The following is a 16,228-nucleotide window of genomic DNA, read 5'->3' as shown; positions in this document are numbered from 1 at the left end:
GACGCCGGTGCTTTTTCTTTTATAACTTCTAACTTCTTATGCCATACTGTAAGAAGAATTAAATAATTGGGGTGAAATAAATGGCTATAAATGAAAAGGTAGAAATTGCAACGTTTGCAGGAGGGTGTTTCTGGTGTATGGTTTCACCATTTGAAGAGATGGAAGGTATTATACAGGTTATTTCAGGTTATACGGGTGGGTATAAAGAGAACCCGACTTATAAAGAAGTTTGTTCTGAAACAACAGGGCATTATGAAGCGGTACAAATTACATTCGATGCAAATAAAATGCCATATGAAAAATTATTAGACATTTATTGGAGGCAAATTGATCCAACAGATATTGGAGGTCAATTTCATGATCGTGGACAATCTTATGAAACTGTAATTTTTTATCATAGTGAAGAACAACTTGAACAAGCAGAAGCTTCAAAATTGGCACTTGCTGAGAGCGGTTGGTTTTCGAAACCAATTGCTACAAAAATACTCCCTGCTACTACATTTTATCCAGCTGAAGAGTATCATCAAGGATATCATAAGAAAAATGCATTTCGCTATGAATTATATCGCCAAGGATCAGGACGCGATGCGTTTATTAAAAAGCACTGGCCGAAAGATAATGCGCATTTAAAAGAGCGATTAACAGATATGCAATTTTATGTAACACAAGAAAATGGTACAGAGCCTCCGTTCCAAAACGAATATTGGAATCATAAAGAGGAAGGAATTTACGTAGACATTGTTTCCGGTGAACCACTATTTACTTCTTTAGATAAATTCGATAGTGGATGCGGTTGGCCGAGTTTTACAAAACCAGTGATGTCCGCTAGTGTAAAAGAGAAAATGGATGTTAGTCACAATATGACGCGTACGGAAGTAAGAAGTAAAGAAGGCGATTCTCACCTTGGGCATGTGTTCCCAGATGGGCCAGGTCCGAATGGTCTTCGTTACTGCATTAATTCAGCGGCGCTTCGGTTTATTCCGAAAGAGGAATTGGAGAAAGAAGGCTATGGAGATTTTTTAATCTTGTTCGGAAATAAAAAATAGCCTCGCATATTGCGAGGCTATTTCTTTATTCTACTGTTTTCTTTTTAAACTTACTGAGTACCTCATAAACAATTGGAACGATAAGAAGTGTTAGTAATGTTGAACTTGTTAACCCACCAATTACCGTTACTCCAAGACCTTTAGAAATTAATCCACTTCCTTCGAATCCTAGTGCAAGCGGGATAAGGGCACCAATTGTTGCGATTGCAGTCATTAGAATTGGGCGTAAGCGTGTTGCGCCAGCTTCTAACAATGCTTCGCGTGTTGATAGCCCCTCGCGCTCCTTATGAATAACACGGTCGATGAGAACAATTGCATTCGTTACAACGATACCGATTAACATAAGGGCACCAATCATTGCCGATACGCTTAACGTTTCACCAGAAATCAATAAGGCAACAAGGGCACCAATGATTGTAAATGGTAGCGAGAATAAGATTGCGAGTGGTGCAAGTGCACCGCCGAATGTAACGACAAGAACGAAGTATACAATGGCAATCGCAGCTAACATTGCTAGGCCAAGTTGTTTAAATGATTCTTGAATATCTTTTGTAACACCACCCATAGAAACATCTACACCAGAAGGAAGATCCATTTTATCTACTTCTTTCTGGACAGCAGCAGATGCTTTAGAAACATCATCAGATGTTAATTTTGCACTTACTTCTGCATAAACGCGACCATCACGATGTGTTACTGTATTGGAAGTTTCACCTTCTTTTACAGTCATAACATCTTTAACAGCAACCTCGTTGCCAAGTGGTGTTGTAATTTTACGATTTGTTAAATCATCAATTGTTTGATAATCATGTTTTTCTGCTTCTACATATACGTTAACATCTTTACCGTCTTTTTTGATTGTAGTAAGGACAGGGCGATCATGTTGGTTAGAAAGTCCCATTCCAATTTGGGCAGCGGTTAGCCCCATCTTACTTAATTTTTCTTGATCAGCGACTAATGTGTATTCTGCGTATGTTTTTGCAATACTAGAGTCAACATCTTTTAAATCTTTATTCTTTTTCATGATGTCCTGAATATCTTTAACAACAGGTTTGATGTCTTCTGAGCTATCTCCGTATACGTACAGCTTGATTTCATTGCTACCGCCACTTGCTCCGAAGTCTTGGCTTTTCCATTCACCTTTTCCTGTCATCTTTTGTAAGTCTTTAATAACTTGTTCTTTCTCTTTGTCGAAGTTCTTTGTGTCATTATCATACTGAACGAAGAACATAGCTTGATTTGTTTTACCTGGACTCATTGGGTTTTCTCCACCTAATGAGAACTGAATTGTTTTTACATCTTTTTTATCTTGGAAGTGTTTTTCAGCTTTTGTTGTAATTTTTTCAACATCTTCTAAAGTTTGCCCTGGTGCAGGGTTATACGTTGCAATAATCATTTTCTCTTCTTCAGATGGTAAGAAACTTACACCGATAATTGGTACAAGTGCAAGGCTACCTACTAATAAAAGAACAGCAAGGCTAGATGTAATGATTTTATGGTTTAATGCCCATCCAAGCAGGCGTTTATAGCCATTTGCTAATTTACTTGGTTTTTCTTCATGATGTACTTGTTTTTCTCTTGTACTTTCCTTTTTAAATAAAGAGTGTGCTAACATCGGTACAATTGTAACTGCTACAAGTAATGAAGCTAACAAGGCAAAGACAATTGTTAAAGCGAACGGTAAGAACATTTCACCAATCATACCTTTTACAAGTCCAAGAGGTAAAAAGACTGCAATTGTTACAATTGTTGAAGACATAATCGGAACAAACATCTCTTTTGTCGCTTCACGAATTAAGTCTCTACCTTTTAATTTTTCGTCTGATAAGGACATGCGTCGGTAAATATTTTCAATAACAACGATCGAATCATCGACAACGCGCCCAATGGCAACGGTCATCGCTCCAAGCGTCATCATGTTAAGTGTAATATCCATCTGTTTTAATACTAAAACAGCAATTAATAAAGAAAGTGGTATAGAGACAACAGAAATCAATGTTGTTCGAATGTTTCGTAAGAACAACATAATAATAACAATAGCAAAGATGGCACCAAATATTGCTTTGCTAAGCATAGTATCAACTGATTTCTCAATCGGTGCACCTTGGTCAAATGTTGAGATGATTTCTAAGTCTTTATATTTTTTCTCAAAGTCCTTCACTTTGTCTTTGACCGCATTTACGACATCAACTGTATTTGCATCAGCAGCTTTTACGATTTGGATACCGATTGCTTCTTTTCCATTTGTACGCGAAATAGATTCGGCTTTTCCTACTTCTTTAATATCAGCAATTTCTTCTAATGTAACAGTGGGAATTCCGTTAGCTGCAGCTGGATTCATCTGTGGCGCTTGAGCTCCTGCTCCTGGTTTGCCTTGACCACTTGCTGCTGAAGGGACGGCAGGAATCTTCATTTCTTTTAAAGCTTTGATTGTTGTAATATTACCATCTACAACAACTGATTTCTCCGTATCTTTAAAAGTATAGAGACCAAGTGGTAAAGATACATCAGAACCTTTAATGATATTTTTAATAGTATCTTCACTTAAACCCAATTCTTGCATCTTATCTTTTTTAAAGACGAGTTGCACTTCATCTACTTGTTGTCCAGCAATTTGAACAGATGCAACGCCATCGAGCCCTTTTAGTCCTGGAACAATATTTTTCTCAACCTTTTCAGTTAAGGCAGCTAAAGATTCATCTTTACTTGCTACGCTTAATGAAATAACAGGAAAGGCATTAAAGTTTACTCGAGAAACTTTTGGATCTTTCACGCCTTCTGGTAATTTTACATTTGCAAGTGCTTCTTTAATTTCAGTTTCAGCTTTTTCCATATTCTTATCAAAGTTATATTCTACTTGAATAGACGAAGCATTTTGATAAGAGGAAGAACTTACAACGTTCACGCCATTTAAATTCTGCAGCTGTTCTTCCATCGGTTTCGATACCTTATCAGCTACTTCTGCTGGTGTAGCACCAGGATAAACCGTTGTTACCGTTACAACTGGCGTTGTAATGTCAGGAATTGTTTCTAGCTTCATATTAAGGCCGGAGTAAATCCCTGCAATGGTAACAATAATGGTTAGTAGCCAAACTGCGAACTTATTTTTTAAAGAAAAGTTAATGATTTTGTTCATGTTTGCGCTCCCTTTTTAACGTGTATTGACCAATCGGTCAGTCTAATACATAATATAACTGACTGATTGGTCAGTCGTCAATGAAAAGGAATGGTATAATAAAGGGAAACTTCCATCAGTGGGGAGGGTTCTTCATCCCTCATTGATAGTTAGTCCTTACCAATTGGGCTTTTACAGGCATTTATCCTCTATCTATCTTCCTCGTTTCTCTCTGAACCTAGAGGTGGAGGGACTGCCTGTTAATGCGGGATAAAGTTAAGGTGAAATTTTATGATGCGAGATCGAATTAGGAGAGAAAATATGAAAGAAAAAGAACGTTTAATTATAGAAATGGCAATGAAGTTATTTGCAACTAAAGGTGTGAACGCAACGTCGGTACAAGAGATTGTAACAGCATGCGGTATATCAAAAGGAGCATTTTATCTATATTTTAAATCGAAAGATGAATTGTTATTAGCGACACTCCGATATTATTATGACAAAATCCATAAAAAGATGATGGCTATTGATGGAGAATCATTGCTGCCACGTGAAAAGTTTGAAAAACAACTACATTGTCAATTTAATGATGTACAAAAACATAAGGAATTCATTATTATGCACGCGAGAGAAAATGCAATTCCTTTTAATAAAGAAGTAGAAGCATTTATGATGAGAATGAAGCTCGAGTCACATGCATTTTATCGAAATAGTTTATTATCAATTTATGGTGGACAGGTTACTCCATATCTTTTAGATCTTGTTATTATGGTAGAAGGGGTATGCAGGGGTTATTTAGAGTTAATCATTTTAAATGTAGCTGAAATAGATTTATTTCATGTTTCATCATTTATTTTAAAGAGGGTGGATGATCTTGTAGCAGGTCTTGTACAATCTAAGGATACGCCTGTTTTACATGAAGAAAAGCTGGGACAATTCTTTTGTAGTTCAGAGCTTATTAAAGAGCAGGCAAAAGAGCATTTTTTACAGGAAATTGTTATGTTCAAACGTACATTAGCAGATCAATTAGAAAATGATGAGTTGTTAGTTACTTTAGATGTTCTCGAAGCTGAAATGAGGTTGCTAAATCCAAGAGTTCCAGTTATTCAAGGGATGCTCGCTAATTTAAAAGCTTACGATGATTTGAAGGATTTTCGGTTGAGATTAGCTGGGTATTATCATATAAAAGTTATATAGGATGGATTTGTTCATCCATAATAAAAAGGGGATCATAATAGATCCCCTTTTTTATTAGTTATTAGATTGTGCCCATTCTTCTACGTTCCAAACTTTTGTAATCCAATCCTCATAGAAATCTGGTTCGTGACATACAAGAAGGATTGTTCCTTTATATGCTTTTAAAGCTTTTTTTAATTCTTCTTTAGCTGTAACATCAAGGTGATTTGTTGGCTCATCAAACAGGATCCAGTTGCTTTCTTCACCCATTAATTTACATAGACGGACTTTCGCTTGCTCTCCACCGCTTAATTGGCTTAATGGACGAGAAATATGCTCGTTTTTCAAACCACATCGTGCTAACATTGCCCGAACTTGGTGCTGATCTAGACTTGGGAATGTATTCCATACATCATCGATGGGCGTTAAATTCTCAGCTTTTACCTCTTGTTCGAAGTATGCAGGTTCTAAGAAATCACCAAGGCTTGTTTTCCCGCTTAATGGTTTAATTTTACCTAGGATTGTTTTTAATAATGTTGATTTACCAACACCATTACATCCAACAATCGCGATTTTTTCTCCACGCTCAATTGTCATCGTTAATTTTGGTAATAATGCATGTGTGTATCCAATTTCTACATCTTCACCTTCAAAGACAAAGCGACTGCTTGCGCGACATTCTTTGAAAGAGAATTCTGGTTTAATTGCTGTTTCTGGGCGATCAATACGCTCCATGCGATCTAGTTGTTTCTGACGACTCTTTGCACGACCTGTTGTAGAATAACGAGCTTTGTTTTTTGCGATAAAATCTTCTTGTTTTTTAATGAATTCTTGCTGCTTTTGATAAGCGTTTAAATGTTGATTTTTATTGATTTCAGCTAGCTCTAGGAATTTTTCATATGTCGCTGTGTAACGCGTCATTTTTGAGAATTCTAGATGGAAAATAACATCAACACATTTGTTCATAAATTCCGTATCATGGGAAATTAAAAGGAACGCATGTGGATATTCTTTTAGGTAATTTGTTAACCATTGAATATGTTCAACATCTAAATAGTTGGTCGGCTCATCAAGTAATAGTACTTCTGGTTGTTCCAGTAATAGCTTTGCAAGTAATACTTTTGTACGCTGCCCACCACTTAATGCAGAAACATCACGGTCTAATCCAATTGCATCAATTCCAAGACCACGTGCAGCTTCTTCAATTTTAATATCTAATAAATAGAAACCACCTGCTTCAAGTGCATCTTGAATCTCTGCCATTTGATCAAGAAGTTCTTCTAATTCTTCCGGCGTAGCTGTTCCCATTTTCTCAGTAACGATATTGAGTTCTTTTTCTTTCTCAAATAAAGGTAAGAACGCATCTGTTAATACGTCACGGATCGTTCTGCCCGGTGTTAATATTGTATGTTGGTCTAAATATCCGTAATGTGTACCAGGTGTCCATTCTACGCGTCCTTCATCATGGATAAGTTGTCCAGTAATAATATTCATAAATGTTGATTTACCAACGCCGTTTGCACCAACTAAACCAACATGTTCTCCTGCTAATAAGCGCATTGATACGTCTTTAAATAGTGTACGATCACCAAATGTATGACCTAAATTTTCAACTGTTAATAAGCTCATAATGTCCTCCGTCCATTTCAAAATAGTACCTTGAATCATGATACTAAATTCTCGGATATAATGCTATCCTTTCAAAATGTATATTTTTTCAAAAATAGGATTGCTTTTTTTTGGAAAAAGAATATAATGTAATTGAACGGTGGTTAATTAAATTGTGAGGTATGAGAAATGTCGCCAAGAAGAGCAGTTAAACAAGAATTAACAAGAGAAATGATTATGAATGCAGCAAGGGATTTATTTATAAAACAAGGGTATCAGCATACTTCAATGCGTAAAATCGCAGCAGAATTAGGATATAGTCATGGATCAATCTATTATCATTTTAAAAATAAAGCAGAGCTTTTTTATGCGATGGTTGAACAAGATTTTCAATTATTGGATCAAAGGCTAGATGAAACGATTGCTCAAAATTTACAGCGAGAAGAACAATTAAAAGCAGTGTTATTAGGTTTTATTGAATTTGGTCTACGAAATCAAAGTCATTATGAAATTATGTTTTTGATTAAAGATGAAGAATTAAAAGAATGTCTAGCAGATGAGCCAAATGCTAGTTATGATAAGTTCGCTAATGTTATATCTTCCTTATGTAATGGAAAGGTAAGCATAATGACTATATGGTCTGTTTTTTTATCATTACATGGGTTTGTATCGCATTATTGTAGAAATGTTCAAACGTTTGAAGATGTACAAGATTTAGCTAAAGCACATGTGAATTTTATTGCAAAATCGCTTCTTATGTAAGTGATTTTCTTTTTGCAATTAATTGAACAGTGGTTAATTAAAAGGGGGATTAAGATGAAAAAGGCGTTAGTATTGGGAGCATCTGGAGCAATGGGATATGCAATTACAAAGGAATTGTGCGGGAGAGGGATTGATGTAATTGCTTTTGCGAGAAATAGGGCGAAGCTAGAAAAGCTGTTTTACGATGAGGAAAGAATACAAATAATAGCGGGAAATGTATTTAAGCAAGCAGATATAATGGGAGCTGCTAAAGATGTAGATGTGATCTTTCATGCTGTAAATATTCCGTATACAGATTGGGAGATAAAACAGCCAGAGTTACTAAAAAATATATTAGAAACGACGAAACATCACGGTGCTAAATTAGCGATGGTAGATAATATTTATGCGTATGGAAGACAAGAACGAGGGAAGGTAACGGAAGAGGCTGTAAAGAATCCACATACAAAGAAGGGGAAAATTCGTTTACAGCTTGAATTGATGGCAAAACAGGCTGGTGTACCGGTACTTACTGCTCATTTTCCAGATTTTTATGGGCCAAATGCAGAAAGTACGCTTGTTCATCATACGTTACAAGGTGTTCTTGCAAATAAAATATCTAGCTTTGTCGGGGATAAGAAGCTTGCTAGGGAATATATTTTTACGCCGGATGGAGCTAAGGCGATTGTTGAATTAGCATTACGTGATAGTGCATATGGGCAAAACTGGAACATACCGGGTTCTGGTGTGATTACAGGGGAAGAGATGATTGGGTATATAAGAGAATTAACTGGATATAAGAAGCCTATAATGACTGTAAAAAAACGTATGATTGGAATGCTTGGCTTATTTGATAAACAAATGAAAGAGTTTGTAGAAATGTTGTATTTGACAGAAGAACCGGTTGTATTGAGTGGAGAAAAGTATGAGAGTTATATTGGTGAAGTACCAAAGACATCTTACCGTGAGGGACTAAAGGAGACTATTTTGTTTTTGGAGGGGAGAAATTAGATAAAAAAGAAGAGCGAACTGTTCTAATATTGAACGACTGCTCTTCTTTTTTCTTCTATTTAAAATAACCTCGAACGATTCCTTTTAAACGATTTGCATGGAATTTGCGTTTATTATTCGAAATATTTTGCGTCATACGGAATGTAGCGGCTGCAACCGCACGTAAAAAGTATGGGAAGCCATAATGTAAACGAATTACTCTTCCGAAACCACCGGCATAGGAAATGGCTCTTTTTAATGATTGCTCATTAATGACTTCTTCTTTTACTGGATGGTATACGAATAGGTCTTTTTTAAATAGTCCTGTATATCCATTTTTCATACCGCGTAGTACGAAGTCAGTTTCTTCACCAGCTCCGTAAATTGTTCCTGATCCAACACCTAAGTCTTCATCAAATGTACCAACATCTTGCACAAATTGTTTCGTAAAGAATAGTGTGAAAGACGGTCCCATGAATCCATATTTATCATTTAAAATAATATCTGTTTCTGGTGCATGCACTAATGAGCCTGTTCCTTCAACATTTGTAGTATTTGTTGATATAAATTGAATATCCTTATCTTTATTAAATGTTTCTAGGATGCTTTCCAACACGTTTGTTTCATAAATACAGTCATCATCCGGAAATGCGATAATATCACCATCAGCTACTTTTAATCCTGCATTACGGGCACGGGATAATCCTTTAATAGGCGTATAAATATAGTTGATGGAAAATTTTTCTTTATAATCTGCAAAGAGATCAGAAATTGGTGTATCGTTTTGGTCAACTACAATGAGCTCAAAGTTTTTATAAGTTTGTTTTTCTAATGAGTTTAGCAAATCAAGAATGTCATCACGTCTGCCGCAAGTGGCCATGATTAAAGAAAATTTCAATTGTAACAGCTCCTTCAAGAGGGTTCATTTGTTCATATACAGAAAATAGTTTGTATTTCTTACGTCATTTTACATTAAGCTCTTTTAAATCTTGCTTTTATTTTGTCTAACAGCATAAAGAGAATTTCATCTTTCGCTATGAATAGGATAAGTGCATAAGCCAATCCACATGCTAACATTGTGACGATAACTTGTAGAATTTGTCCGGAAATTATCGTATTCACTAAGAATGCTATTGGTAAAAATGTTAGTGAATAAAACAGGTATTTTAGCTTTTGCATATCGAATAATGTGTAATTTACTTTTAATTTCTTTTTTATATAAATATATTCCAATACAATCAATGTACAGTTAGCAATCGTTGTTGTAATAATTGCTGTTGTTGGTGTAAGTACATGGAAGAATACAAGCGCAAAATTTAATACAAGGTTTATAAAGCCACAAATGAATAAAAAGCGAACTAAAATACTTTCTTTCTTTTTCACATAAATAATTTGGTTGGATAAAATAGATTCAATTCCTACCGAAATCATATAAAATGCGAAAACCATTAATGTGTCACCAGCTCCGGCATATTGCTTTCCGCCATAAATAATAACAGCTCCGTGAGCGATAAGCATTAAACCAATAGCAGCTGGGAACAACGTAATGAAATATACTTTTGAAATTTTGTTTAGTAATGATTCATATTCTCTTTCAGCTGCGTTTCCTGATAAATAAGAAAGCCTTGGAATTGTAACTTGGACAACACTTAACATAAGTGTGTTAATAATAGTCATAATCTGGAAGGCCATTACATAGAAAGCGACAGTAGCTTCTCCATTAACCTCTAATATGAAGAGGCGATCTAATTGTGTATATAACATATTTGCGTTTGAAAAGATAACAACTAATACTAAGGGCTGTAAATGCGGGACAATTGTTAAATTAGAAAAATCAAATTTAACTTGACGCTTCACATATATAAAGCTAATGATATGGTTTAAAAATGTTGATAAGACTAATAAACCAGCGAATTTTTTATAATCATCCACTCCATGAATTAAAGTGAAAAGAAGCACGACATAAGTAAGCCGGACAATAACCGTTTTCTTCGTAATGAAATCATAATTTTCATGCGCCTCATTAAACCATTCTACGTAAAACAAATTTGAAATAAAATTGAATCCGAAAATGAGCAGTACAGGAAATAAATTTTTATCGCCGTATCCAAGATAACTAAAGAGTACGAATGCCACTAGAGCTAGGATACTTGTTGTAAAGTTAATTACATATAGGCTTGTGAACAATTGTGAAACTTTTTTCTTATCATTTTTTACTAAGCTAATTTCACGTAATCCATATTGGTATACGCCAAATACAGCAAAAATGAAAAAATAATTAAAAATGGTTTCAGCGGAGCTAACTGCTCCTATTGAAGGAGCCCCGAGTGTTCGATAGGCGTAAGGTCCTACTAAAATTGGGAGAATAATATTAAAGGTATTGAGCAATAGTTTATAGAAAATATTTGATACAAGTGACTTTTGCATAATTTCACCTTTCCATACAAATGAAAGTCAAATAAAGCACCTTTCATGTGAATCATATTAGTTATTGGAATAGATTCCTTAATGAATCAATTATTATTTGTAGTTAATAACTACGGGTATAAGTTTACCTCACATAAACTTTGTAAAGCAACCATTGGTTGATTCGGAAGAGATATAAATAATGCCCCAAATAAACTTGGGGCATTTGCTTTATCTATATTTTAAATTAGAAAGTGCCTGTATGATACGTACAATACCATAGGAGGCAATTAGACATATCAGTGGTATTATGAAATATCCGTAGCGGTCTATAGCAAGGAATATATTTGTAGATGCTACGTATACGATCACACTGCTTACTAACATCATAAATCGTTTGTGCTTAAAGGAATTGAGCATAAAGCAGAAAGAACTTAGAGCAGTAAAAGCCATTAACAGTTGATGATATTTTTTTACGAATAGAGAGAAGGAGTAATTACCTACCCAAGATGGTCGTATAAATAATTCAATTGTTTTACCAACAGTAAACCAGGAGAACCAATAAGTAAAGTCAGTAGAAAAGCCTTGCTTTATTAAATGTTTTGCATACTCTGATTTATCTGTATATCCAGCGGCATTCATATCGTTAACGATATTGATATAGCCTGTTTTATTAAATGGATCAGCTCCTGCTATGAGAGGATCTCCTCCTTGAGTAGAGAATAAAACAAATTGGTTTAAAGCTAGGAAGTTTCGGAATACCCATGCTCCAATAATAAAGATAGGGCCAATACACCAAAGCAAGCCAATTTTTATTGATTCTTTTATTCCATACGAATAGATAACGACAATCATTGGAATTAGTAGCATAGGTGCGGGATTTGGTCGGAACATTAGTAAAATCGATACTACAATACCAAACCAAACATGAAATTTCACCTTGTTATACTTCCATGCTAGAACAAATACATAGACTGAGAAACATAATAAAAACATAGAAGGTGGTTCAGTCAGTAACGTACGGAAATAGTGGTACATACTAAAGTAACTAGCATATAGGCCGCTTGCGATAAGGCCATATGATTTCCGTTCAAACAACTCTTTTCCAATTAAATATAAGAGGAGAATTGTTAGTAAATCAAAAATAGTATTAAAACCAGTACCAACATAGTAGTATGGTATAGATGTTATTTTTGATATGATCAGTGCCCCAGTTAATAATAAAGGCTGTCCAGGTGTTACATAAGCATTTTTTTGAGGTGGATCGCTTGGTTCCATATATACATATCCAAATACGCCATGTTCTAATAATTGCTGAGCTGATAATGTATAGTTATATGCATCATTGGCACCATACGTTTTTTTGATTAGTTCTGCATCTACACCGGGTTGTTTTACTAGGCAAATAATATGTATTATTAGAGATAAAGTTAAAATGATATATAGTGACTTAGGTAATTTTTTAAAAAGCCCCAACATAATAGTCCCCCTTCTTTTTATGTAGCAATATATTACCATTATTTAGGAATTGAATGTTATCAAGCTTATATTATAGTTTATTTTATGTAGTATAACCACTTTTATCTTTTTGATATATTTATGAAAAGAGCTCTTTTGGTGAAAGAGCGCTTTTGTACAATCAATATTTTATACATTCAATCTTAGAATCTATCGTATTGCTTTTTTGTAGAGAGAGGAGAAAAATTGAATAGTGAAAAAGGCACTTAATATACAGATACAAGGAATAATAAAAAATCCGTATCTAGACATAACTAAAAACATATTTGAAAGTGCAATATAGACGAGTACAACAATAGATAAAAGCAAGATTTGTTTGTTTTTTCTATATGCAAGGAAGCAACTTAATCCCGTTAATACAACAAAGAGATGTTGATAGTCAAAGAATTTTATAATCCAAGGTTTAAAATAACTTGTATAAAAATTTAAGGCGTGTGCTTCATTAAACAAGTAAATGGTTTTTCCTATAGTAAACCATGAAAACCAGATAGGGAATTGATTTGTAAGGCCATCTTTAATTAAATGTTTGGCATAATCACCTTTACCTTCTGATGTGTCAGGATAACCTGCATTTATCATGTCTTGTGTCATATTATTTTCATCCCATAAGTAAAACGGATTTGCACCAGATAGTAAAGGGTCACCTGCATGGGAAGAAAATAAATAGGCTTTTCCGAACACCATAAAGTTTCGAATAACCCAAGGGACCATAATTAGAACAGGACCGATGCACCAAATAAACCCAATTTTAATAGCTTCTTTTAGTCCATGCTTATAAACCATCATGCCCCATGCGAGAAGTAATAATGGTCCGGGTGTAGGTCGAAACATTAATGTGATAGAAGCAATAATCCCAAATAAAACATGTAGGCGAAATTTATTTTGCTGCAATAGTAGCAGAAAAATAAGTATAGATAACATAAAGAAAAATACAGATGGTATTTCTGTTAGTAATGTTCTAAAAAGATGATAAGCAGAAAAGTATGTTGTGTATAACATACTTGCTAATGACGATATGAATATATTTTTAAAGAGTAATTGTGAGATAGCATAAATGATGGAAATTATCCCTAAATTCAAAGCCATATTCGTAATACGTGATAAAGTAATATGATCAATGTGCAGCCATTCAGAAATTTGGAATAATCCAGCTAAATACAACGGTTGACCGGGAGTTACGAAAGCATTCGATTTTGTATCGGCATAACCATATATTCCGTCATGTAATAATTGCCAAGCCATATTTGAATATTTAGAGGCGTCAAGAGAACCGTAAGTCGAAACAGGTTTTCCAAACACTTCAGGTTCATTGAAAACAGATCCAGGGTGTTTTAATAAAAAGTACATATGCATTAGAAATGCAATGATTAAAATATATAAAAGTGGACTTTTCATCGCTTTATATACTTTATTGGATAGCATGGGGACACCTCACTTTAAATTGGTTGTTATTTTGTAATAAAATATGCATTTAAAAGAATGAATTTAACTTCAAATAAATAGATTTTAAAAAGAATAAAGAACCGGTTAGCTGTTGCCAGTAAAGAAAGAATTTCTCCACTTATAAAATAAGAGGAGAAAATCAATTTGAAATTTGTATTTAGTTTTTATTCTGCTTGCTCTTTTGCTTTTGCTAGCTTTTGTTTTAATAATGCATATTCTTGTGTTAATGTCACAAGCTGGTGATGTTGTTTAGATAATTTTCGAGTCAAATCAAAAATTAAGATAAAGCAAAATAACAAGCCGAACAAGAATAAAATAGATGGTGGATATTCTACTTTCAGTAGTTTCCCAATCCAATTTATAATTCTATCAGTAGAACTTAAGATAGCCATGGATATACAAACGAAAATCCATAGAATTGAGTATTTTGTTTCTAGGGCTCCTTTACGAATGGAGTTAATAATAATTAAAAACAGTAAGATAATGAAGATGAACGAAAAGGTAATTATTGGCATTTATGATCAACCTTTCACGATTTTTTGCATTAATATAGCGAGACTTACTTTAATCATGTAATATGCAGATTTTAAAGGAGTAATAGATGATTGTCCTCCTTGTCTTTCTTGCATATTTACAGAAATTTCATTGATACGTAAACCTTTTTTCTTTAAGTGGATTAGGACCTCTGGTTCTGGATAATCCTTTGGATAGTTATAAGAAAAGATTTCAATTACTTTTCGGTTAATTGCACGGTAACCAGATGTTGGATCCATAAATGTTTGTCTTGTTAATAATTTTAATAAGGCTGTAAAGTAAAAAATACCAATTCTGCGTGAGAGGCTACCTTTATAAGCTGTTTTCTCAGTAAAACGTGAACCTAGTACCATATCGCACTTATTTTCAGCGATAGGTTGAATGATTTTGTATAAGTCCTCAGGATTATGTTGACCATCTGCATCAAATTGAATTGCAATGTCATATCCGTTTATATCAGCATATTTATAGCCAGTTTGTACAGCAGAGCCAATTCCTAAATTGTATGGTAAATTTACAATATTAACTGGGAATTCTTTTACAATTTCTGATGTTCGGTCGCGTGAACCATCATTAATAACACAAATATCTAATTGTGTGAAATGTTGTTTAAGCTCTAATAGTCTTGTTAATGTATCTCCGATTGCTTCTTCTTCATTGTAGGCAGGAATAATAATCAATGTTTTCGGTATTGAAATTGGTACTTCAACAGACATTTTTGCACCATCCTCTATATAAAAAATATGTAATGATATTAAATTAAATGAGCTAATTTAAGCATACTTTACTTAATATATCATTAAAATTATAACAAAATAAAGGATAAAGTATGTAATTTTTGTAAAATGAAAAGTCTGACTATGCATTTTTTTGATAAAAAATAGCGAATATAGTCTTACTATATTCGCTAAAAGGTTTTCACTTATACACTCCAAGGTTTGCTCAGTGTTAATACATCAGCCATTTCTTTACTTTTTGAACGGTTTTCTTTTTTGCTTTGAGCACGTTCTTTTCCGGTTTTGTATAACCAATGTTCTTCTTCTGTTTCTGGTAACACTTGAGGTACAGAAGACGGCTTGCCATCTTTTAATGCTACGAATGTAATGAAGCAAGTAGCAGCAATGCGGCGTTCCCCTTCTAATAAATTTTCTGCAACGACTTTCACAAATACTTCCATAGATGATTTTCCCGTATAGCAAACGAATGCCTCATAGCAAACGGAATCCGTTTGATGGATTGGAGTTAAAAAGTCAACGGAATCAATGGAGGCCGTTACGCAATGTTTCCTACTATGTCTTGCTGCTGCAATAGATGCGATGCTGTCAATTTCCGCTAATAGTTTTCCGCCAAATAATGTTTGATGATTGTTTAAATCATTTGGGAAAACACGCGTTGTTTTAATTGCTTTTGATTCTCTCATAAATTTCTTATCCATATAATCTACTCCTATTTCTGTTTCCTATATAAAAAAGATGGGTATTTTCTATCGAATATTATTTGTTATTTAGACGATTGAGATCCGATAAAAAGTTTACTTCATTAAAATAGAATAATATTGTATTTCTATGCGTGTAACTGAAAGAAAATTTAATTTGTATAGATTGTAGTGTAAAAGAGGTTTCGCTTACATTGCAAGCGAAAAAGTGAATGT

General features: G+C 34.1%; 13 protein-coding genes and 1 pseudogene. 5 read left to right on the top strand and 9 right to left on the bottom strand.

All coding sequences use genetic code 11. From position 1 onward, the window contains the following. Positions 1 to 80: 80 nt before the first annotated feature. Both msrA and msrB read left to right on the top strand, forming a co-directional pair. Positions 81 to 548 (top strand): annotated as a pseudogene (gene msrA, locus BPMYX0001_RS35010) (peptide-methionine (S)-S-oxide reductase MsrA); the annotation flags it as partial. Positions 549 to 593: 45 nt separating this feature from the next. Continuing rightward, on the top strand, positions 594 to 1,046 hold the full coding sequence (gene msrB, locus BPMYX0001_RS35005) for a peptide-methionine (R)-S-oxide reductase MsrB (protein WP_371388579.1): 453 nt from the start codon (positions 594 to 596) through the stop codon (positions 1,044 to 1,046). A 25-nt stretch (positions 1,047 to 1,071) separates the two neighbouring features. On the opposite strand, the gene BPMYX0001_RS23760 is transcribed toward msrB, so the two are convergent. Next, entirely contained in the window at positions 1,072 to 4,182 is a 3,111-nt protein-coding gene (locus BPMYX0001_RS23760) for an efflux RND transporter permease subunit (protein WP_033799277.1), read from the bottom strand. A gap of 300 nt (positions 4,183 to 4,482) precedes the next feature. Here BPMYX0001_RS23760 and BPMYX0001_RS23755 point away from each other — a divergent pair, with 300 nt between their 5' ends. After that, the gene (locus tag BPMYX0001_RS23755; RefSeq protein WP_033799276.1) at positions 4,483 to 5,358 is read left to right on the top strand and encodes a TetR/AcrR family transcriptional regulator; all 876 of its coding nucleotides are present in this window, start codon (positions 4,483 to 4,485) and stop codon (positions 5,356 to 5,358) included. A 54-nt stretch (positions 5,359 to 5,412) separates the two neighbouring features. Here the strand turns inward: BPMYX0001_RS23755 and BPMYX0001_RS23750 are convergent, their stop codons facing one another. Continuing rightward, complete coding sequence (locus BPMYX0001_RS23750) at positions 5,413 to 7,005, bottom strand: ABC-F family ATP-binding cassette domain-containing protein (protein WP_003202496.1); 1,593 nt, start codon at positions 7,003 to 7,005, stop codon at positions 5,413 to 5,415. Between the two features lie 129 nt (positions 7,006 to 7,134). Between BPMYX0001_RS23750 and BPMYX0001_RS23745 the strand changes: the two genes are divergently transcribed. Both BPMYX0001_RS23745 and BPMYX0001_RS23740 read left to right on the top strand, forming a co-directional pair. After that, positions 7,135 to 7,707: a TetR/AcrR family transcriptional regulator gene (locus BPMYX0001_RS23745; protein WP_006096740.1), complete on the top strand. Its 573-nt coding sequence runs from the start codon at positions 7,135 to 7,137 to the stop codon at positions 7,705 to 7,707. A gap of 54 nt (positions 7,708 to 7,761) precedes the next feature. Continuing rightward, the gene (locus tag BPMYX0001_RS23740; protein ID WP_033799275.1) at positions 7,762 to 8,697 is read left to right on the top strand and encodes an NAD(P)H-binding protein; all 936 of its coding nucleotides are present in this window, start codon (positions 7,762 to 7,764) and stop codon (positions 8,695 to 8,697) included. A 55-nt stretch (positions 8,698 to 8,752) separates the two neighbouring features. Here BPMYX0001_RS23740 and BPMYX0001_RS23735 read toward each other — a convergent pair whose 3' ends face one another. From BPMYX0001_RS23735 to BPMYX0001_RS23705, 7 genes are all read right to left on the bottom strand, one after another. Next, positions 8,753 to 9,574: a glycosyltransferase family 2 protein gene (locus BPMYX0001_RS23735; protein WP_033799274.1), complete on the bottom strand. Its 822-nt coding sequence runs from the start codon at positions 9,572 to 9,574 to the stop codon at positions 8,753 to 8,755. Positions 9,575 to 9,648: 74 nt separating this feature from the next. Further along, positions 9,649 to 11,103 carry an oligosaccharide flippase family protein gene (locus BPMYX0001_RS23730; RefSeq protein ID WP_006096737.1) on the bottom strand — a complete coding sequence of 485 codons (1,455 nt, stop codon included), beginning with the start codon at positions 11,101 to 11,103 and terminating at the stop codon, positions 9,649 to 9,651. Positions 11,104 to 11,313: 210 nt separating this feature from the next. Then, complete coding sequence (locus BPMYX0001_RS23725) at positions 11,314 to 12,561, bottom strand: glycosyltransferase family 39 protein (protein ID WP_033799273.1); 1,248 nt, start codon at positions 12,559 to 12,561, stop codon at positions 11,314 to 11,316. Between the two features lie 189 nt (positions 12,562 to 12,750). Then, positions 12,751 to 14,022, bottom strand: a complete 1,272-nt coding sequence (locus BPMYX0001_RS23720; protein WP_003202507.1) for a glycosyltransferase family 39 protein — start codon at positions 14,020 to 14,022, stop codon at positions 12,751 to 12,753. Between the two features lie 185 nt (positions 14,023 to 14,207). Then, positions 14,208 to 14,558 carry a DUF2304 domain-containing protein gene (locus BPMYX0001_RS23715; protein WP_033796605.1) on the bottom strand — a complete coding sequence of 117 codons (351 nt, stop codon included), beginning with the start codon at positions 14,556 to 14,558 and terminating at the stop codon, positions 14,208 to 14,210. Positions 14,559 to 14,564: 6 nt separating this feature from the next. Then, positions 14,565 to 15,293: a glycosyltransferase family 2 protein gene (locus BPMYX0001_RS23710; protein WP_006096734.1), complete on the bottom strand. Its 729-nt coding sequence runs from the start codon at positions 15,291 to 15,293 to the stop codon at positions 14,565 to 14,567. 206 nt (positions 15,294 to 15,499) lie between these two features. Continuing rightward, positions 15,500 to 16,012, bottom strand: coding sequence for an acyl-CoA thioesterase (locus BPMYX0001_RS23705; RefSeq protein WP_003209287.1), 513 nt, complete (start codon positions 16,010 to 16,012; stop codon positions 15,500 to 15,502). Positions 16,013 to 16,228 lie beyond the last annotated feature (216 nt).

Source organism: Bacillus pseudomycoides DSM 12442 (assembly GCF_000161455.1).
In the GTDB taxonomy this organism is placed as follows: domain Bacteria; phylum Bacillota; class Bacilli; order Bacillales; family Bacillaceae_G; genus Bacillus_A; species Bacillus_A pseudomycoides.
This window is presented reverse-complemented; position numbering and strand designations above follow the sequence as displayed.

Excerpts from the sequence above, each read along its gene's own strand:
- BPMYX0001_RS23740 (WP_033799275.1), top strand. The coding sequence starts at position 7,762 with ATGAAAAAGGCGTTAGTATTGGGAGCATCTGGAGCAATGGGATATGCA.
- BPMYX0001_RS23725 (WP_033799273.1), bottom strand. The coding sequence starts at position 12,561 with ATGTTGGGGCTTTTTAAAAAATTACCTAAGTCACTATATATCATTTTA.
- BPMYX0001_RS23720 (WP_003202507.1), bottom strand. The coding sequence starts at position 14,022 with ATGCTATCCAATAAAGTATATAAAGCGATGAAAAGTCCACTTTTATAT.
- BPMYX0001_RS23710 (WP_006096734.1), bottom strand. The coding sequence starts at position 15,293 with ATGTCTGTTGAAGTACCAATTTCAATACCGAAAACATTGATTATTATT.
- BPMYX0001_RS23750 (WP_003202496.1), bottom strand. The coding sequence starts at position 7,005 with ATGATTCAAGGTACTATTTTGAAATGGACGGAGGACATTATGAGCTTA.
- BPMYX0001_RS23705 (WP_003209287.1), bottom strand. The coding sequence starts at position 16,012 with ATGGATAAGAAATTTATGAGAGAATCAAAAGCAATTAAAACAACGCGT.
- BPMYX0001_RS23715 (WP_033796605.1), bottom strand. The coding sequence starts at position 14,558 with ATGCCAATAATTACCTTTTCGTTCATCTTCATTATCTTACTGTTTTTA.
- BPMYX0001_RS23745 (WP_006096740.1), top strand. The coding sequence starts at position 7,135 with ATGTCGCCAAGAAGAGCAGTTAAACAAGAATTAACAAGAGAAATGATT.
- BPMYX0001_RS23755 (WP_033799276.1), top strand. The coding sequence starts at position 4,483 with ATGAAAGAAAAAGAACGTTTAATTATAGAAATGGCAATGAAGTTATTT.
- BPMYX0001_RS23730 (WP_006096737.1), bottom strand. The coding sequence starts at position 11,103 with ATGCAAAAGTCACTTGTATCAAATATTTTCTATAAACTATTGCTCAAT.
- BPMYX0001_RS23760 (WP_033799277.1), bottom strand. The coding sequence starts at position 4,182 with ATGAACAAAATCATTAACTTTTCTTTAAAAAATAAGTTCGCAGTTTGG.